14 protein-coding genes are annotated in these 20750 nt (G+C 45.1%); 7 read left to right on the forward strand and 7 right to left on the reverse strand.

The window, feature by feature from the left end; translation table 11 throughout:
* Positions 1 to 189: 189 nt before the first annotated feature.
* The 5 genes from AC59IL_RS30285 to AC59IL_RS30305 form a co-directional block, all read right to left on the reverse strand.
* On the reverse strand, positions 190 to 4239 hold the full coding sequence (locus AC59IL_RS30285; RefSeq protein WP_496555988.1) for a hybrid sensor histidine kinase/response regulator transcription factor: 4050 nt from the start codon (positions 4237 to 4239) through the stop codon (positions 190 to 192).
* A gap of 183 nt (positions 4240 to 4422) precedes the next feature.
* The gene (locus tag AC59IL_RS30290; RefSeq protein WP_496555989.1) at positions 4423 to 5373 is read right to left on the reverse strand and encodes an MBL fold metallo-hydrolase; all 951 of its coding nucleotides are present in this window, start codon (positions 5371 to 5373) and stop codon (positions 4423 to 4425) included.
* Between the two features lie 33 nt (positions 5374 to 5406).
* Positions 5407 to 6168, reverse strand: coding sequence for a hypothetical protein (locus tag AC59IL_RS30295; protein ID WP_496555990.1), 762 nt, complete (start codon positions 6166 to 6168; stop codon positions 5407 to 5409).
* Positions 6169 to 6456: 288 nt separating this feature from the next.
* Entirely contained in the window at positions 6457 to 6657 is a 201-nt protein-coding gene (locus AC59IL_RS30300; protein ID WP_496555991.1) for a fibronectin type III domain-containing protein, read from the reverse strand.
* Between the two features lie 68 nt (positions 6658 to 6725).
* Positions 6726 to 7769 (reverse strand): hypothetical protein, encoded by a 1044-nt coding sequence (locus AC59IL_RS30305; protein ID WP_496555992.1) that lies wholly within the window; start codon positions 7767 to 7769, stop codon positions 6726 to 6728.
* A gap of 377 nt (positions 7770 to 8146) precedes the next feature.
* Between AC59IL_RS30305 and AC59IL_RS30310 the strand changes: the two genes are divergently transcribed.
* Positions 8147 to 8863, forward strand: coding sequence for a response regulator transcription factor (locus tag AC59IL_RS30310; RefSeq protein ID WP_496555993.1), 717 nt, complete (start codon positions 8147 to 8149; stop codon positions 8861 to 8863).
* A 110-nt stretch (positions 8864 to 8973) separates the two neighbouring features.
* Here the strand turns inward: AC59IL_RS30310 and AC59IL_RS30315 are convergent, their stop codons facing one another.
* Both AC59IL_RS30315 and AC59IL_RS30320 read right to left on the reverse strand, forming a co-directional pair.
* Positions 8974 to 9948 (reverse strand): fatty acid desaturase family protein, encoded by a 975-nt coding sequence (locus tag AC59IL_RS30315; protein ID WP_496555994.1) that lies wholly within the window; start codon positions 9946 to 9948, stop codon positions 8974 to 8976.
* Between the two features lie 21 nt (positions 9949 to 9969).
* Entirely contained in the window at positions 9970 to 10863 is an 894-nt protein-coding gene (locus AC59IL_RS30320) for a lysophospholipid acyltransferase family protein (protein ID WP_496555995.1), read from the reverse strand.
* Between the two features lie 473 nt (positions 10864 to 11336).
* Between AC59IL_RS30320 and AC59IL_RS30325 the strand changes: the two genes are divergently transcribed.
* From AC59IL_RS30325 to AC59IL_RS30350, 6 genes are all read left to right on the forward strand, one after another.
* Entirely contained in the window at positions 11337 to 11930 is a 594-nt protein-coding gene (locus AC59IL_RS30325) for an RNA polymerase sigma factor (protein WP_496555996.1), read from the forward strand.
* 86 nt (positions 11931 to 12016) lie between these two features.
* Positions 12017 to 13225 (forward strand): FecR family protein, encoded by a 1209-nt coding sequence (locus tag AC59IL_RS30330; protein ID WP_496555997.1) that lies wholly within the window; start codon positions 12017 to 12019, stop codon positions 13223 to 13225.
* 171 nt (positions 13226 to 13396) lie between these two features.
* Positions 13397 to 16876 (forward strand): SusC/RagA family TonB-linked outer membrane protein, encoded by a 3480-nt coding sequence (locus AC59IL_RS30335; RefSeq protein ID WP_496555998.1) that lies wholly within the window; start codon positions 13397 to 13399, stop codon positions 16874 to 16876.
* Between the two features lie 22 nt (positions 16877 to 16898).
* On the forward strand, positions 16899 to 18482 hold the full coding sequence (locus AC59IL_RS30340; protein WP_496555999.1) for a RagB/SusD family nutrient uptake outer membrane protein: 1584 nt from the start codon (positions 16899 to 16901) through the stop codon (positions 18480 to 18482).
* A gap of 17 nt (positions 18483 to 18499) precedes the next feature.
* Entirely contained in the window at positions 18500 to 19660 is a 1161-nt protein-coding gene (locus AC59IL_RS30345; RefSeq protein WP_496556000.1) for an IPT/TIG domain-containing protein, read from the forward strand.
* A 20-nt stretch (positions 19661 to 19680) separates the two neighbouring features.
* Positions 19681 to 20745, forward strand: coding sequence for an endo-1,4-beta-xylanase (locus AC59IL_RS30350; protein WP_496556001.1), 1065 nt, complete (start codon positions 19681 to 19683; stop codon positions 20743 to 20745).
* The last annotated feature ends 5 nt before the right edge of the window (positions 20746 to 20750 follow it).

Below are 20750 nucleotides of genomic sequence, written 5' to 3' on the forward strand. Positions count from 1 at the left end.
GATTTAAGACCTCGGATATCAGACTTCATTCTGTGCACAAGGTACAGCCGGTTTACTGCGAAACATGGGGTGTAAATCGTTTAAGAAGAGGGGTAAAATGGTACTTTGAATAAATAAAGAGGCCGGGGCAAACCTTCAGTCTGCGGGTGAAAAATCGATTAATAAGGGGATAAAACAGCAATTTCGGCGTTAGGATGGGTTCACCACATTATATTCTTTGTTGAAGGAAACTTTATACTTTCTTATATACTCCGAGGGGTTCATGCCGAATAGTTTATGAAACTGTATCCTGAAGTACTTGGGGTCGTTAATACCTACCGCGAAGCATGCCTCATTGATATTGGTGTTGGTGCTGAGTAATAATAACGCTGCCCGTCTTAACCGGATATGACGAACAAAAGCACTGGCAGAGAGGCCGGAAACGAGCCTGATCTTTTTGTACAGGCCGGAATGGCTCATACCCATTTTTTGGGTGAATTCCTTTATGGTAAAACTATCATTGTCAATTTCTTTATCGATAATGTTCATACACCGCTCCAGGAACTGGCGATATTCTGCAGAAACCTTCGCTGTGTTCTTTCTAAGGGTAACTGTATCCAGAAAATACTGCTGCAGAGTGTTTCTGCTTTTGAGAATATTAGCCACCCTGGCCATTAAAAACGCAGCGTCAAAAGGCTTTGTGATATAATCTTCTGCACCGCATTCAATACCTTTTAGTTTGATATCGTCGGCAGTAGTGGCTGTTAAAAGAATTACCGGTATATGGCCCAGTTCTATATTGGCCTTTAACCTGCTGCAAAATTCTACGCCCGTAATGCCGCTCATCACCACATCGCTGATGATGATATCCGGCATATATCTGAGCGCCATTTGTAAACCTGCTTCCCCGCTTTCAGCCTCATATACGAGGTACATGCCAGTCAACAGGTGACGGAGATATTGCCGCATTTCGGCGTTATCATCTACTATTAATATGGTTTTTTTAACGGAAACGAGGTCGTCTGGCGCCGATATCGTTTTATCAATTCTATTACTTTCCGGTAAGGCATTTTCTACTTCATTGTTGCCAAGCAGCTCTTCGAGCAAAGCAGGCGCCGCTGCAAGCGGATGTTCAGCTGTTTCTCCCTGCAGGGCATGGTACACCGGCAGGCTGATGGTGAACCTGGTGCCTTCTCCTTTTTTACTTTCATACCGGATGGTGCCTTTATGCGCTTCTATAAATTGTTTCACCAGGTACAAACCAATACCAAAACCCGAATGAGCAGTTTCTTTGCTTTTGGGGGTTTGGTAAAACTTTTCGAATACCCTGTTGCCGGTATTTTCCTCTATACCACAGCCGGTATCAGTAACACTGACTTCTATATTTTTTCCCTTTTCCAAAATCTCCAGCATTACTTTTCCGCCATTAGGGGTGAATTTTATTGCGTTTGAAATCAGGTTAAATAAAACGATCTCTATTTTTTCCCGGTCGGCCAATATTTCAAATGAAGCATCGGCGCCGGATAATTCATACTGTATATTATGGGCTTTTGCCTGCTGCAGAAAACAGCTATATACTTCATGGCACAACTCATACAAATTAACCGGGGTCTTTTTCAATTCACCCATTTCCGAATCTGTTTTCCTGAACAAAAGCAATTGGTCAACCAAACTCAGCAGGCGCCGGGCATTTCGATATACAATATTCAGTTGTTCGGGGTTTGGCACCTTTCCCGGTTCATGAAGCAATTCTTTAACAGGGTTAATGATGAGGGTAAGGGGTGCCCTGAATTCGTGGGATACATGGGTGAAAAAAGACAGCTTCTTTTCATTCAGTTCCTTTTCTTTTTCCGTTTCTATTTTTGCCAAAGCCATTTGATACTTTTGTTTTGTTTGCTGCGCTTTGTATTGTATGTAGATGTACACCCCGGATACAAATACTACACCATATAAAAGCCAGGCCCACCACGTTCGGTACCAGGGAGGCAATACCCTGATGATCAACTTTTGTTCCTGATGAAGCCAATGCCCTTCGGCATCCGTAGCTTTTACCCTGAATGTATACAAACCTTCATTCAGTCTGGTATAATTGGCTGTTCTTGATTTTCCTACATAGTTCCATGTTTTATCCCACCCCTGCAGGTAATAGGCATAATTAATTTTGTCGGGGGCTGAATAGTTAAGTGCAACAAAGTCGATAGAAAGCACCGCTTTGTTAAAAGGCAGCGTGATGGCTTCAATACGGTCTTCGGTGCGTTCGGTAATAAAAGAAGCATTTTCTTCTATTGGTGTATTAGTGACTTTTACACCTGTTAACCATACCTGCACAGGATGAGTGGTGGTATAAATGCTGTCGGGATAGAAAAGATTAAATCCTTTAATACCCCCAAATATAAATTCGCCCGACTGCAGCTTCTTGCCCGCATTGTAGTTGAATTGATTGCTTTGCAACCCGTCTGATTGAGAGAAATTAGTGAAGTCCCTGGTTTGCGGATCAAATTTCGAAATACCATCGAATGTGCTGATCCATAATTTACCCTGCCTGTCTTCAACCATCGTTAAAATAGAATTGCTGCATAAACCTTCAGCTTCCGTAAAACGGATGAATTGGCCGGTGCTCCTGTCAAACAACAGCAGCCCGCCTCCTTCGGTACCAATCCAGAACCGGCCCAGTTTGTCTTCATGAATTGACCGCACCGGATTACCAATATGATATACCTCGTTGTGTTTTTTTTCTGTTCTGTCAATTTTAACCAGTTTATTAAAATTGCCACCCCAAAAATTGCCCTGGCTATCTTCGGCCAACGTGAGATAATCTGTAACCTGTTTATCAAACAGTTCAAACCGGTCGATATCTCTGTTGTACCAATATAACCGGCCATTATTACAGGTACTTGCCCAAAGTCTTTTTTGGGCATCTTCGTATAAAAACCACCCGTATTTATCCTCGATATTGGTATTGGGATCAATGCATGCATACCGTTCGAAAGAACGGGTAGCTTTATTATAGCGGTTAATGCCGCCGCCCCAGGTAGCAACCCACACATTGTTTTGATAATCGTTGAGAATGGAACAAACAAAATCGCAGCTTAGCGAATTCGCTATTTTTTCCTGGTGCTGAAAATTAGTATAAGTATTTTTTCCCCGGTTCCAAAAACTAATGCCTCCTCCGTCGGTTCCAATCCAGATATTCTGTTGGCGATCTTCGCAAAAAGACAGAATGAAATCATTGATAAGGCTATTGGCAATGAAGGGGTCACGACGTATGGTGCCGAACCTGTTTTTTCCGGGTTCTATAACATTGATGCCGCCACGCAAAGTGCCTATCCACAGGCGGCCATCTCTATCCTGGTAAACAGAGAATATCGCATTACTGGTAAGCAGGTCCTTATTATCAGGCCTTACCAGCCGGGTAATGTCCATTGCGGGCAGATTGATGATGAATACGCCGGCGCCATCAGAAGCTACCCATAAATGATTTTCGTTGTCGAGGCAAAGATACGGCACCCTGAAGTGCGTGGTTAAAACTGATAATAGTTTGTTATTGGTTATTTCGTATTTATAAACGCCTTCATCTGTGCCGATCCAAAGATTACCTATTTGATCGGCCCGCAGGCTGAGTCCGTTTTTAACACCGGTATTTACTATTTTTATTTCATTCGTTCGGGCATCGAACACACACAAACCAACTCCCCGAACAAATAACCACAGGCGGTGGCTGTTATCAAATTCCAGGGCAGATACATAGTAATGGGTATCAGAAACTGCGTCATGATTAAATGGCAGTTGAACTGTTTTTTGTGTTTTACGGTTGTACAATAAAAGCCCTTCATCGGCAGTGCCTATAAACATGTTACCAAGGGCATCTGCCCTGATGGCCCATGCCGCGAAATCGGCTGGTTTAATTTCCTTTTCGCCATGCGGAATGTAATAAAGTTTAGAGAATCTTGCAGTGCTGCTATTATATATGCAAATGCCCCGTCTTGTTCCCACCCATAAATTTCCTGTGGAGTCTTCTGTAATAACATTAATGAAGTTATGGATCAATGAACCGGAATCTTTCAACCGGTTCCTGTACACTTTAAAACTGTAACCGTCGTACAGGTTCAATCCATCATAGGTGCCAAACCACATAAAGCCCCGGTGGTCCTGGTAAATGCAGGTAACCTGATTGTTAGAAAGTCCATGCTCAATGCCCAGATAGGTGATCACCGGCTTTTCATTAGCCTGCAGGGAGTGAAACACTATGAGAGAGGCCAAAAGGCAGTATATCCTGTATTTCAATGGCAGCAACATCAGCAAGGCATTACAGGTAAAAGATGTTACTAATTTAAGTTATTTAACCTTTGGTTGCGTGGACTTATTTCTGCAATGATTTTGTTTCAACGTGTTCTCAATCACATTCAATCCCAAACAAATCCAGGCCATCCAGTAACGGGTTATTCAAAAAGTAAGCAGTTTGCCTTGTTCAGGAAAGATCAGTTGAACGTGCAGCGGGTTGTAGGCCTTTAGTTGCGTGCGGATCATTTGCTCACGATTGCCGCCGGGTTTGATGTGGGTGATCACCACCGGGAAATCTTTTAGTGCCTCTGTACCGGAAAGCGAAGCCAGGTTCTGCAACTCCTGCATCAGCCAGTGCGGCGTAAGATGCCCGAACAATTGTTTATCAGGTTGTTCATTGGCGAAAGACACTTCAATAAAAAGGGCTTTTAATTTTTTTGCAGTCAATAGGGGAGATACCTGTTGCCATAACCCGTGCATTTTATCGGAATGTTCTACAGAATCTGCTCCGGTATCGCCGAGGTAGAGCAAATAAGCCTCATCATGCCGCACCAGGAAAGCGGTGCTCTGATAAGGGTTTGAATGGCTGAGCGAAAAAGCGGTTACCTGCATACTGGTATTTTGCAGCGGTGTTTCGATACCAGGTGTAAGCACTGAATAATGGTATTTGCCAAGCGCTGGCTTATCGCCATCGTTGGCGAAGTTGGCCCAGCTTTTCCAGGTGAAATATTTATCCTTCAGAACATCCAAACAATAATCGAGGCCATAAATGTTTTTGGTGCTATCGTCGGGCGAATTGATGATCATGCCTGCCAGGTGGTCGAGGTGGGCATGTGAAATGAGATAACCTTTTATATTCTTCTTCAGTACATCGGCCGCTGTGCCGTGCAGCAGTTTTGCCTGAATGGCTTTTTCGATGCCATAGTGCAGCGTACCTGCATCGAGACATACATACTCATCGCTGCTCTGCGGCGCTACCATGTAAGCAGAGAGATTACTTTCATCTATACCACCTTTTACGCCAAGCGGAATGATTTTGAATGAAGTTTGTGAAAATACGGTTTGACAAAACAGGATGCATGCGAACGTAAGGATTGATAAAACAGGTTTCATGGCATAAAGCTACAGATAAGTTTACTTTATTTTTTAATCACACTCTATCCCGAATAAATCCAAACCATCTGCCCAGTAACGGCTTATAGTACCATTTTTATCTGAAAGGAAAATTGTTCTGGCAGGGAAATAACATTTGCTTAGACTTTTATTTTTTCCCCAAAAAGTTCTGATTCTTTTCCAAAGAAAATCATCGCTGTATGTAAAATACAGGCTGTCTATATTTCCGAAAACGCAGGTTTTAACACTGTCATCATAATCGGGTTTTTCGCTTGCATACAACAGCTCAATATTTTTTTCAATGTTTTTATAGTTGCTGTCGACTTTTAAATTCAACAATTTTCGCGAGCAAATTAGGGGATGGCCGATATTCTTAATTTTTGATTTGTCGATACAGAAAGTGAAAATATTTGTTATGCATGGATCGATTCCCAAAACAATGTTGGTGATTGTTGTTTTTGCTACTCCATGCGTTCCATAAATATAATATTCAGTATCAAAATAAGGTCTTACCTTTTTTTCAAATTTTTCGTTTCTTATTAAGTCGTAAACTCCTGATGTATCATAATAAGAAGCATTTTTAGGCTGGCCGCTGTACGAATAATCATAGATTGTATCTGTGGATTGAATCTGATCGAAAATTGAATCGATAAATGTTTTTTGTTGACCTTCTTCATAAAAACCTATGACAAAGGCCGTTGTTTTTTGTGATAACTCATAAACGGCGTAAATCTCATCTGACATCCCGGTAGTATCGGGGTTAAAGATGAATGCAGTACTATCTTTTTTAATCAATGCAGTGTTTGGTATAACCTGTAATGTTGAATCCGAACTTATTTTGTTCTCACTTTTATTTGTTGGGCTTTTGCAGCCAAAAACCAAAATAATCAGGATGATACAGGAAAAGGGTTTCATCGGGGTATAAAATTTGTAGTGACCGGGAAAATCAACCCAAAACTAAGGATTGCTTTTGGGAATTTAAATTTTGCAATTAAAGTAAAAAAAAGTCTCCCGGCATGCCGGGAGACCTGTTTTGATTGTTCTTCGAACGCGCCCCGCCTAAGCAGGGCTACGACAGAACGGTTACTGAATGAATCGGGAAACTACAGGTGAATATGCATTTCCTTTTAAACCAATGGCTATAACACGGAACCAGTATTGAGCACCCGATTTCAGTCCGGTAAACGTGAACTGCCGTTCGGCAGATCCTTCGCTTATCCAAGCTGTTTCATCGGTTGGCGGTTCAGCCGTGTACTGGTGCATGTAAGTTCTGGCGCTATTCACCTTTTGAACGCGGGTAGTTGCCTGATTGATCCCGCAGAAATGAAACCGGTAGCCCGTGTTTATATTTTTTATTCGGTTACGAAAATGGCGGTTGCAATAGCATATTTGGTTCCATCGGTAAGGTTAACAGCCGTACCGTTTTTCCAGTATTTTGCCAGGCCAAATCCGGAAGACGTGGTGCTCCACTCTTGCCCACTCACATATACATCGCTGTTTAATACAAATATACCCCTGCACGTAGTTTGATTCTGGCTCTTCGGCAGCGAAACCTCTGTACCATTTTTCCAATATTTACCTGCCCATAATGTATTACTTGCACCTTCATCTTTTATGCCGCTAACAAATACATCGCTACCTGAAACATACATTGATTCGGCCTGAGCCGGGATAGAACCTCCTGCCAGGGAAGAAGAGGTACCGTTTTTCCACACCGTAGCTATGCTGCCCTTGTTTCCTGCTACATACACATCATTGCCCGATACAAAAACAGAAACGGCATAATCATAACCAGTTCCATCGGTAAGGTTGGTGGCGACTCCGTTTTTCCAGCACAGGGCGGTACCTTTGCCATTTCCTTTGTATCCTGCTACATACACATTGCCTCCGGATACATAAATGGAACTGGCGGAAGCATATTGGTCGGTACCGTCGGTCAATGCCACCGCCGTGCCGTTTTTCCAGTATTTGGCAACCTCATGACCTGCAGCATTTTTTTCATTTCCTGCCACATATACATCATTGCCCGAAATGAAGAGTGAATTGGCTTGTGCATCGTAAGTGCCATCAGATAACAAAACAGCGGTTCCGTTCTTCCAGTATTTGATCACAGATTTCCCGGAACTGTTGTAGTCGTTTCCTGCTACATATACATCGCTGCCCGATACATATATAGCGTTTGCGATCGATCCGTTAGCGCCACCGGATAATTCTACAGACTTGCCGTTTCTCCAGTATTTGGGTATAAGTAAACCAGCGCTATTTTTCTCTGCCCCGGCTACATATACATAAGGACCGGTTTCTGGTGCAGGGTCACTGCTTTTGTGACACGAAGCCGCTATGAATACGACTGCAGATAGCATTGTTGCTTTAAATGTTGCACTTGGGGTTTTCATGTTTGTTGGGTATTTTTTGTTTACTTTTTAAATGAATCGGGTGATGTTTATCAGGTCAGCAGGTGACTATTGATGAAGCCGACCTGGATCAGGAAACCTGGGAAAAGCATTTTGGTTGTTTTCTTTATTTGAGGATGCTGTTATTTATCAATTAACAGGCGGGGGTAGGATTATTTAATTACATGCTATTTGGTTAGTGATTTTTTATACTTTTGAATAGTCGATTGCCTTGCTATACTAAAAGGCAAAGTAACTACCTACTTGTAAAAAGATAAATAACCCAAAAGGGTAATTTTTGTAAATGCAGAATGGAAATAAAAAGGAAAACTGAAGAATTTTTAGCGGTGATTCGATCATACCAATGTAATGAAGATGTTTTGGCAAGTGAGTATGAAAAATTAAACACGCTGTTTAATGATCCTTCATTTCGATTGTATGCCCAAAAAACACATCAGGCAATTGCTGTTTATAACTTTATTGAAAACAGGTATACCTACATTAGCGAAGCTGTGAAATTGTATTGCCCTGGTTTTAATCAGGAAAGTCCTGAAGTCGGGCCGGATTTATTTATCGGGATGATGAAACCTTCCAGCATCGAAGCAATGATTTCCGTTATCACGCCTAAAATGCTTACTACTACCCAGTATTATAAGGACCAGGTTACTTCTCTCAGATTTTCGGCGTGTATAGAGATCAATCCTGCATCTGATATTCAATGGATACTATTGCAAAGCTATTTGTTAAATGCAACGGCCGAGGGGTTTCCTTTACTATCATGCACCATGATCACCGATGTTACTTCCATTAAGAAAGATTTATTGATCCATTACTCCGCACATTTGATAGAAAGAGATAATTCAACTTTGCTGTATAGCGAAACAATGGGTTCTTCCGGGGAAAACATTTCACTTTCAAAACGGGAAATTGAAGTACTTGAATTAGTTAGTAAAGGCAACACTACAAAAGAAATTTCGGATATCTTATTTGTTAGTTTTGAAACTGTTAAGAAGCACCGGAGCAATATCATGAAAAAAATGAACTGCACCAATACCACCGAGCTGTTAAACCGGGCAACGGTTATGGGTATTGTTTAACACGCTTTTTTGTATGAGTACTGCAGGTACTACCTAAAAACAAAATCCCAAACCTTTCAGTCTGGGATTTGTTAAATGTCTTTTGGAATTTAACCTTGTACTGCGGAGAACTACTTAACCCCCACCATAGAATTAGTTTTCGAATCCCATACTTTCAACCGGAAACATGCTACAATATCGGCAGGATTTAATGTGGTTGTTTTTGCCTCCTGTAATTGCGGAATGCTGGCCATTACCTCGGGAAGGCGGTAAAACGGGATGCGTGAATTGATATGATGAATATGATGATAGCCGATGTTCGCTGTGACCCATTTCCAAAAGGGATTCATGACCATGTAGCTCGACGATGATATCGCCGCTTCCTCATAGCACCACTCGTTTTTTTCGCGAAAAGTTACTCCCGGAAAATTATGCTGCGCATAAAATAAATACGACCCAATCATAAAGGCCAGCATAAATGGCACTACGGCAGCCAGCAGCCAGGTGAACCAGCCCATGTAAACAAAGATCAATACACTAATGCTGATATGAACGATAAGTGCGATCAGTGAATCCCAATGACGTTTGGGCGCACTGATAAAGGAGCGCACACACATACCGTAAATGAACATGGTGTAATATCCGAACAAAATGGTTAGCGGATGCCGGATGGCCAGGTAGCTTCGCTGCTCTGCTTTGGAAGATTGCAGAAATCGTTGTTTGGTCATAATCGGATATGACCCGATGCTGGCGCTGAATAATTTGCAGTTATGATTGTGATGATAATCATGCGAACGCTTCCATATGCTGGTTGGCGCAAGTATAAAAATGCCGTACAAATTGAAAAGAATAGTTGCGGGCCATGACCGGTGCAAAATGCTATGATGCTGGTGATCGTGGTAAATCACGAACATACGAACCATGGTGAGCCCGGCAGCAACACTGCAGGCAATCCGTAAAAAGATATTATCCAAAAAGTAAATACCTGAAAAAAGCGCCATCAGGATCGCAATCGTGCACAGGCTGTAATACCAGCTTTTCCATACTATTTCTTTGGCAAACGGTTTGGTAGCAAGGATCAACTCCCTGCCCGGTTTTTTTTGCATGACTTGAAACTAAAAGGATTTTTAAACAATTATTTTATTTTCTGCCGGGCGTTTGTGCTTCCATCGTCTATGTGTCCAGAGCCATATTTCAGGTTGTTCCCGTATGTCTTTTTCCAGTCTGGCGGTGTGTAACTGAGAGATCATTCCATCAGCGGTATTTTTAGAATCTTCCGACAATACTTCCGCCAGAATATTGTAATAACCTCTTTTCAGTCGCTTTATTGTTATATATACAATTGGATAATTCATTTTTTTGGCAATTTTTTCCGTTCCCTGAAAAACAGGTGTGTCCTGGTTGAGAAAGGTTGTCCAGAATGCATTATCCGGCTGCGGCGTTTGGTCGGCGATGAATGCAGTAACACTGATCATTGCTTTATGCTTCACCATGTCTTTGTAGGTATCTTTCATCGCAATAAGCCCGGTGCCAAAACGCGTACGCATACGATACATCAATCCGTTGAAATACTTGTTGGCGAACGGATGATATACCACAAATAGTTTTTGGTTACAAGTGAGACTGAATGTATTACCTGCCCATTCCCAATTGCCGTAATGTCCCATTACGAGCATGATACTTTTTCCTTCGCGGTGAAAGCGGTCGAAAATATCTTTTGCAGCCGGGCTTAACGTGCAATGTTTTAACATAGCAGAACGACCGATCGTAAGTGTTTTAAAACTTTCGAGGAAGAGATCGCAGAGGTAATGATAATAATCCTTGCACAATCTTTTTATTTCGGTTTCCGATTTTTCGGGAAAAGAATTGCGAAGGTTTTGCATGGCTACTTTTTTTCGATAGCCGATAACGTAATAGAGAATAAAATAGAATCCATCACTGACCCTGTATAAAATTGGAAAGGGTAGGAGGGAAAGTAAATAGATGAACGGTAATGAGCTGTAATAGATCAGGCCTTGCATGCGGCGGCTAAGATACTTTTTAATAGCTAAAAACAATATAACCCGGGAGTCCTTTAAAATAAAAAAATCAGACTTTTCAACCTGGGATTTACTTTTTGTCTTGTAATATTTCGGGGTAGCAGCAAATCCCCACGCTATCCATTTCACTTCATCAGACCTGGATTCATGAAACAAATCCCAACATTCAAAATGCACAGATGAAGATCAGTATTACATAAAGCACCTCGTTTTCGAAAGGACCTTCGTTCTGACATTCTGTAGGAAAGCTACAATCGTTTACTGCGAAACACGTATAAATCGTTCAAAATGGGGGGCAAAATGATGCAAAGAATGATTTTAGAATTACGGGAAGGTCAAAATTGTCTAACTTCTACTTTTCTCCTCTTTTGGAGGTTTTCAGGCAGCGTTTTGGCCGGAGAAAAGAAGTGTATTATCGACAGTTTTTTAAATTTACGATTAATTTGTAATCCCTTATGTCAATACCCGATAGCGTTGCCGAAAAAGAATTGCTGCTACAGGTTGCCTGCGGCAGCGAGCAGGCTTTTCGGCAATTGTTTATGTGCTATCACCAGTGGCTTATTTCCCATATATTCCGTTTAACCGGTTCGATGGCACAGGCGGAAGAAGTGGCGCAGGATGTATTTCTCAAGCTATGGATGAACCGGGAAGTACTGGCGGGCATTCATAAATTCAAGCCCTACTTGTTTGTGTTGTCCCGGAACCATGCCGTGAATGTTTTAAAAGCTACGATAAAAGAACGCATGCGGCGGCAGGAGTGGGAGAAGGAGCATTCCCTCCAGCCTCTGAACAACGAAGAAGAGCCAACGGTTACGCAGTACACGCTGCTGGACGAGGCCATCGACCTACTGCCGGAACAGCAGCGAAAAGTATACCTGCTGAGCCGATACGAACAGTTAACCTATACAGAAATAAGCGGCAAATTGAATATCTCTCGCGAAACGGTTAAAAAATACATTCAAATAGCCGTCGCATCCATTACCTCTTTCATGAAAAAGAAAATGGCGGAACTAAAATTGCTGCTGTTTTTTTTATTTTTCCTAAAATGAATACCCCCTTTTTTCCCCTTTTTTCTGTCCTATAGCGGAGTGGCTGTAGTTGCAACAATTTAACGATATTAATTTCAAACAGTTATATGAAAAGAAACAGCGAAAGACTCAGCCGTTTGTTCCAGGGATATTATGAAAAGACCTTAAGCCCTGAAGAAACGGATGAATTATTTCAACTGCTACATCGTGAAAGCGATGATGAGGAGCTGAATGCCCTGATTCAGCAAGCCTGGCTGCAACTCCGGGAAGAAAAGCCTCATTATACAACGGCCAACAGCGACTCCATTCTAAATTCCATATTGGAAGACATTCATAACAGCAGAGATGACCGTTTCGAAGAGCGTATGCCGGCAAAATTGTTTACCCTGAAACGTGTAGCCGCCGCCGCGATCGTCGTTCTTTTTGCCGGAGCAGCCTATTTTGTATTCAGGCACACACCAGATCGCGCCGGCACCGCTTCCATACCGCCGGTTGTACTTCAAAAAGATACCCTGTTTCATAATAATAAGGCGATACTCCGGTTGGCCAATGGTTCGATTATCGTGCTGGATACATTAAAGAGCGGTGCAATTGCCCGCCAGGGAAACATGCAAATCAGCAAGGCAAAAGACGGACAGTTACTTTATAAAGTGGAAGACAGTATCGCAGGTTTTGCCGCTTCCGCTATCAATACCCTTTCAACGCCCATCGGCGGCCAATACCAGGTGCTGTTGCAGGACGGTACTAGAGTCTGGATGAATGCACTGTCTACCCTGCGTTTTCCCGTTTCATTCAGCGGCAGCGCCCGCCAGGTGGAACTCGAGGGGGAAGCCTATTTTGAAGTTGCGAAAAATACAGGTAAGCCGTTTATCGTACAATCAAAAAGACAGCAGATCACGGTTTTGGGTACGCACTTTAATGTAATGGCCTATAGTGATGAACGCATTTTAAAAACAACCTTGTTGGAAGGTTCCCTCCGGGTAGCCAATAACAACGCCGCAGTGCTCCTGAAGCCCGGTGAAATGGCCGTACTCAACGGCAGTGAACAACTTGCCGTAAACCACGATGCTGATACCGGTGAAGAAACCGCCTGGAAAGATAACCTGTTTAATTTCAGGGATGCGGGTATAGAAGAAGTCATGCGCCAGGCTGCCCGCTGGTACAATATCCGGGTACATTACCAGGGCAAAATACCTCAAAATGAATTTAATGGTAAAATTTCACGCGCTGTAAAGCTGTCGGAATTCCTGAACATACTCCGCTATAAGGGAATCAATGTCAGCATGGCCGGCCAGGACATTACCATCATAAATTAAACATCATTCGCCACCACAAAAGCACCAAGCCTATGTAAACAAACTAAACTCCAAAATGCATGCCCACAAAAAACCGGGAAGTGTTTGCAGCACGTTCCCGGCACATATCGGGGTACTGTTCATTACCATTGACTATAGCAATTTTAAGTTTAACCCAGACATTTCAAAGTTATGAAATTAACCGCTTCCGTATTATCTGTGCCATTGCCCAAACTATCCAAAGTTTTGATTGCCATGAAATTGATTGTCTTTCTAATGATTGCTTCACTTTCCCGGGTTAGCGCTGAAGGTTTTGCCCAAAGCATTACCATTCATGAAAAAAACGCCTCCATCCAGGCCGTTTTGCGCAATATTGAAAAGCAGAGTAATTATTATTTTTTTTACGAGAAGGCCGACTTTCCGCCATCGGTAAAATTTACCATTCACCTTGATCATGTTCCGGTTGAAACCGTGCTTGATGAATGTTTTAAAAACCAGCCGGTAACCTACCGTGTTTTCCAGCAAACCATTGTCATTAAAAAATATGTTCCGGACAGGCCGGAGGAAGCGGGTATCTCCACCGATACCACTATCACCATCACCGGCACCGTTCAGGATGATAAGGGCCACGGGCTCCCCGGCGCTTCAGTAATGATTAAAAATTCTTCAGTCAGCGTAAATACTGATATCAATGGCCGGTACATCATCCACGTGCCCGCCGGCGGGTCCCTGGTATTTACGTTTGTCGGCATGCAAAAACAGGAAATAGCCGTTGCCGGTAAAACGACCATCAACGTCACCCTCAAACTGGTCGCTGAGGAATTGGGTGATGTTGTGGTGATAGGTTATGGCACGCAGAAACGCCGCGATATTAACGGCGCCGTATCGTCGGTCAAAGGGACGGATATTGCCAATATTCCGCAGCCCAGCGTAGACCAGTTGCTGCAGGGTAAGGCGTCGGGACTGACCATTACGCAAAACTCCGGAGCTCCGGGCAGCAATACCTCGGTGCGCATCCGGGGCGTTACTTCCTTAAGCGGCACCAACGAACCTCTGTATGTCATCGACGGCGTACCCATATCCGGCGATGCCAATAATTCAAGTACCAGCGGACGGTCGCCCCTGCAAACCGCTGCCGGATATACCTACACGCAAAGCTCGGTAAGTCCCCTGGCTATGATTAATCCCAATGACATCGAATCAATCGATGTGCTGAAAGATGCTTCCGCCACCGCCATCTATGGCAACAGGGCGTCTAACGGGGTTATCATTATCACCACCAAACACGGTAAAAACGGCAATGCCAAAATAAATTACAATGGCTATGCCGGGCTCCAACAGGTGTCGAAATATATTCACATGATGGACCTGAAGCAATATGCCAAACTGGAAAACGTGATAAGCGATATTTACAGCATCGGCCGCAGACCTGATTTTGCGGATTCAAGTTTACTCGGGGCCGGTACCGACTGGCAGCGCCAGGTGTTCAGAAATGCTTTGCAGCAAAGTCACCAGTTGTCTGTTTCGGGCGGCAGGGAAGGACTGAACTATTATGTGTCCGGCGGCATGCTGCAACAGGACGGGATCGTTGTCGGCTCTGCCTTCAAACGGTATTCGTTCCGCTCCAATCTCGATGCACAGGTAAAGGAATGGTTTAAGCTGGGGCTCACCATGGCGGGTAACCGTACTTCGGAAGATGTGGTGCAGGGCGATAACAATGGTATCGTTTACAATGCCCTCCTGCAGGCGCCCGATCTTACGGTCTACAACGTTGATGGTTCGTATTCCGGTCCGCCCGCCAGCGACCCGCTTTCCGTCAGCGGCGTCATCAATCCCGTAGCGCAGGCACATCAAATGACCAACCACCTGACCCGAACGAATCTGAACGCCAACCTGTATAACGATATCCGGTTCACCAGGGATTTAACCCTTCGGTCAGAATTCGGCGGCGATTTTGGTTATTCAGATAACAATCTTTTCAACCCAACTTATTCCTGGGGCCGGTTCATTAATCCCACGGCCTCACTCAACGAACGCTCCCAACAAAGTACTTACCAGATATGGAAGGAATACCTTACCTACCAGCATACATTTGCCGGAAAGCACAATGTAACCGCCCTTGCCGGCCATGAAGTGCAGGAGGTAAACTGGCGTGGCACGCAAGGTTATCGCCAGGGCTTTTACAGCAACACCGTACAGTCGCTGAATCTGGGGCAGGCATCTACCGCCACCAATGATGAATATAAAGGCAGCCAAAGCCAGGAATCCTTTTACGCCCGTGTCATTTACAATTACAGCAACCGTTACAGCTTTACGGCAACCCTTCGCCAGGACAAATCATCCAAATTCGCACCCGAACACCAGATCGGTTATTTTCCCGCTTTCGCCGCATCGTGGAAACTGTCGGATGAAGCATTTATGAAGAACATAAAAACGGTAGCGGATAATATTAAATTCAGGTTGGGCTACGGTCAGGTAGGCAACCAGGAAATCCCCAATTACCTCTATGGCTCACCGCTGAATGCTTCGGTAACGGGATTGGGTACCGGCTTTTTACTGAACCAGATTGCCAATCCGAATCTGAAATGGCAAACCTCCATTCAATACAATGCCGGTATCGACTTCAGCTTGTTTGACAAACGGATTGAAGCCAGTGTAGATGTATACAAAAAAACATCGCGGAATTTCTTATTCCAGCTGCCGCTGCCGGCCTACCTGGTAGGCAGTTTTACTTACCTCGGCGGTATTAACCCGCCTTATGTCAACCTCGGAAGGGTCGAAAACCAGGGCATCGACATCACCCTTAACACGCATAATATCGTTAGCGGGAAGGTGAAATGGAATACCGCTATCATAGTCTCGCATTATAACAATACGGTAAAAGAACTAACCACGGGGCTCGATGAACTGATCGGGAAGGTCACCAATGGCTTTCTCGATGTGGCGGCTACCCGCACCGTGGTTGGCGGTCCCATCGGGGAGTTTTACGGCTACAAGGTGAAAGGCATATTTAAAACAGACGGCGAGTTGAGCAAGGCGCCACAGCAGTTCAGTCGCCCCATTGGTAATTCCAGTGCAGGCACCTGGCTGGGCGATGTGCAGTACCAGGATCTGGATAATAACGGGGTAATCGATGCCAACGACCGCACTGCGCTCGGCAACCCTAATCCCAAATTCACTTATGGCATTACCAATAACTTTTCCTTCGGTGATTTTGATTTGAGCATTTTCCTATATGGTTCCTACGGCGCCAAAATACTGAACCTCCTCGATCGTTCGCTGGGTGGCCTTGCCGGACCTTACCAGAATCAATACGCTTCTGTTGCCGGTTACTGGACGCCTGACAATGCCAACTCGGATATTCCCGCCCCGAAAATCGGTACAGACAATCCTAACATCTTTGTCTCCGACCGGTTTATTCACAACGGATCTTACCTCCGGGTTCAAAACATCAACCTGGCCTGGAATATACCTTCCCGCTGGCTCCACAAAGCGAAATTAGGTGGGATGAAAATCTATACCAGTGTTCAAAACCTGTATACGTTTACCAGTTACAACGGCTATGATCCGGAAGTAGGTTCCAGCAACCAAAGCGCTATCCTGACGAATATCGACAACGGCAGGTACCCGCTGGCCCGCACCGTCACATTTGGAATGAACGTACAGTTTTAATCACCTAATCACGTAACGCAACATGAAAAAATATAACCATTATATTAAAATAAGCCTGCTGTTAATTGGTATTTCGGCTGCCGGTTGCAAAAAGGATTTCTTCAACCGCACGCCTGCCGATACACTGACCCTCGATAATTTTTACCAGACTACCGACCAGGTTCAGGCCAGTACCAATGCTCTGTACAATTCACCCTGGTTCGACTGGAACAACAAAGCATCCTGGAGTATCGCAGAAATGCTTGGCGGCAATGCCCGCACCTATTCGCCCGATGTGGTCAATTTCAGTAATTTTTCTGTAACTGGCGACAACATACAGCTGGCAGCGGCATGGAATGCCCTGTATTCCGTGGTGGCCCAGTCTAATGCGGTTATCAACAACCTGCCATCGCATGTGGCCACAACGATACCTGCCGCAGTTGTCAATAACGCGCTGGGAGAAGCGCATTTCATGCGGGCCGTTGCTTATTTTTACCTGGTACGCACCTGGGGAAATGTGCCGATTATTACAAACTCGCTCGACTATATCAACAATTACCAGGTTAATACCAACCCGGTAACGGATATCTATAAATTTATTTTGAACGATTTGAAGTTTGCGGAAGCCAATTGTACCGCGATGATCAGGAATGGCAGCAAAGCGCAGGGGCATGTATCCAGCGGTTCTGCCTCCGCTTTTCTCGCAAAAGTATATTTATACATGCGGGACTATACCAATGCACGCGCCGAAGCGGAAAAGGTGATCAGTAGCGGTGAGTTTAAACTGTACGGCATCGACATCCCCGGCAAAACCTACGCCGACCTGTTTAAGACTGTTAATAATAATAATGAAGAATCAGTAGCCGCTCTGCAATGGCAAGGGGGAAGCTCTTACGGTCACGGCAACTCGCAGCAGGCCTTTTTTGCCTGGACGTCGCAGATAACAGGCACCGGTGATGGCTATGGTTCGGTTGCTGCTTCCATAGATCTTACCAGCTCCTATGAGGCCGGCGATCTCCGGCGCAAACCAACGCTCATGTACCCAGGTGACGTTTATCCCGAAATAGACCAGGCCCACGGCGGATATACCGTACCGGCAAGCGCAATGTCGCAGGGCAGTTCCGCATTGCTAAAAAAATACGTGGTGGGCACACCCGCCGACAACGGCGGTTTGGGCGCCGCTTTCTCGACCGGCATCAATACTTACCTCATGCGGTATGCCGAGGTGCTGCTCATTGAAGCCGAGGCGGTGCTGGCCGGTAATGCCTCCACTACTGACGCGGCTGCAGTTGGCCCGGTCAATAAAGTGAGGCAGCGTGCAGGATTAAGCCCGCTTACCTCCGTTACGCAGAGCAGTATTATGCACGAGCGGAGAATAGAATTGGCCATGGAATGCGATTACTGGTTCGACCTCGGGCGTCTCGATGGATTTAATGTAAAATCACATCCCAAAGCCATCGCTATAATCGACAACCAGGAGAGAGGCATTTACAGTACCACCACCCCGGTAGTGGTGTGGTCGCAGAAATACAACATCAGCGATGCCAATTTTGTGCTGCCCTATCCGACCACGGAATCCACTCTTAACCCCAAATTATTAGAGGCGCCTGTGCCGTATCATTTTTAACCTTAAACATTGCGCATATGTATTCAAGATATAAATTGTTGATGGGCTCTGCGGTATTGTTCATTTTGCTAATCACAGGCACCTTGTCCTGCAGGAAAAACAGCGACGGGGCTCCTTCACTCACCCGTGTCCGTACAGTTACCAGATACGATACCGTGGTAGTAACGCACCGGCAAGACCTGGGCACATCCTACACCTCACAAGACGTGATACCGGTAGCGTTCGATTCTACTGTAACCTCGGGCGCGCTGGGTGGCCTGTTTGCCATCATAGGCACTAACCTGCAAACCACCACCAGCGTATCCTTTAACGAGTATCCCGTTTATTTCAATCCGACGCTGGTTACCAATACGTCGATCATCGTCAAAATTCCCGCCGAGACGCCCTGGCAGAACGGCAATAATAAGCTGGTCGTGACTACGAAATACGGTACGGCAACGCTCGATTTTACCGTGCTGCAACCTGTTCCCGCCATTACCGGCCTCAGCCAGTTTGCCGGTAATCCCGGCGATACGGTGACCATCACCGGTACCGTGCTCGACAACGCCTCCGTTGTGAAATTCGGAACTACTTCAGCAAAAATTGTGTCCACGACGTCTACCGCCATTAAAGTGATCGTGCCGGCCAATGCGCGGGGCGTAACATCTGTAACTACCCCGGGGGGCACTTCATCGGGGCCTTACGCTTCTTACAACGGTGTGGTGCCGCCGATGGCCATCCCCTTCGGGTTCAAAAGCCTGCTCTACGAGGATGCGGTTCCTTCGAACGGCTACACCTTTGGGTTTATTGGCTGGAATGCTAATACCCAAAGTACGGAAGTGGTTAAACGCGGCCCATATTCCATACGGCTTGACTATACCGGTAATTATGCGGGTTATGCCGTTGGCAGCGGGCCCGGCATCGATTTAACCGGCGCTACTTATGTTAAGTTTTCCATTTATGGAGGATCTACCGGTACGGAAGGAAAAGTAATTAAAGTGGCATTGAACGATTTCGACCATCGCCAGGTAAGCATCATCCTGCATGAAAAAGTATGGTCTACCTATGTTATTCCCTTGAAACTGTTCCAGGATGCATCGGCGCCGGGTACCCCAACATCACTCAGCTACCTCGGCTTCCAGGAATTGAGCGCTAATGCGCCGGAAACCATTTTCCTCGATGATCTTGGCATTTATTAAAAAAAGAAAATCCTCCCTATATGAAAAAGTATATTAAAGTAGCTGTCTGCTGTAGTTTCCTGCTGGCCTGTTCCAAAAAGGAAAAGGCCGGTACTCCGGATCCCGGCGGCACAACAACAGACACTACCGGGCTTTATACTCATGCCGGTTTCCCATTCGGCGCCTCCATCAATATAGACCTGTTAAAAAGCAATGCGGTTTATATCGCCCTGGTTGCAAAAGAGTTTAATAGCGTGACGCCCGAAAACGTGATGAAGATGGACGCCATTCAGCCAACGCAGGGCAATTTTACGTTCGGTGCTGCCGACTACCTGGTGAGCTTCGCGCAGCAGCATGGCATGCGAGTGCATGGGCATGCCCTGGTTTGGTACCAGGCAGTGCCTGGTTGGGTGACCAATTTCAAGGGCGATTCCAGCGCCTGGGAAAACATGCTGAAAACGCATATACAAACCGAAGTCGCTCATTTCAAAGGCAAAGTTGCCTCCTGGGATGTAGTGAACGAAGCGATTGACGAGGACGGTACTCTCCGCAACAATTTATGGTTGCAGCACCTGGGCCCTGATTACATTGCCCGCAGCTTTCAATATGCGCGGCAGGCAGATCCTAACGCACTATTGTTTTACAACGATTACGGCCATGAATATTCGGCGGTAAAACGGGCGGCCATTATTACGCTGGTCACGAATATGAAAAACCGGGGCATTCCGGTTGACGGCTTCGGCATGCAGATGCACACCAATACAAACGTGTCTGATAACAGTATTTCCGCTGCCATAACCGCGGTGGCCAATACCGGCCTTAAAGTACACATCTCTGAGCTGGATATTTCAGTGAACCCCAACAATGATCAGAATATGACGTATACGGCCGCGTTAGCATCGGTACAGTCGCAGAAATACCAGGCCGTGGTAAAGGCGTACAATGCATTGCCGGCTGCCCAGCAATTTGGTATTACCACCTGGGACGTCAGTGACGCCGATTCATGGATACCGCCTTATTATCACCGCCCCGACTGGCCCCTGCCGTTTGATGCTTCCTATAAACGAAAAGCAGCCTGGCAGGGAATTGTAAATGGATTGAAATAAACATA

This window comes from Niastella sp. sgz303648 (genome assembly GCF_059587045.1).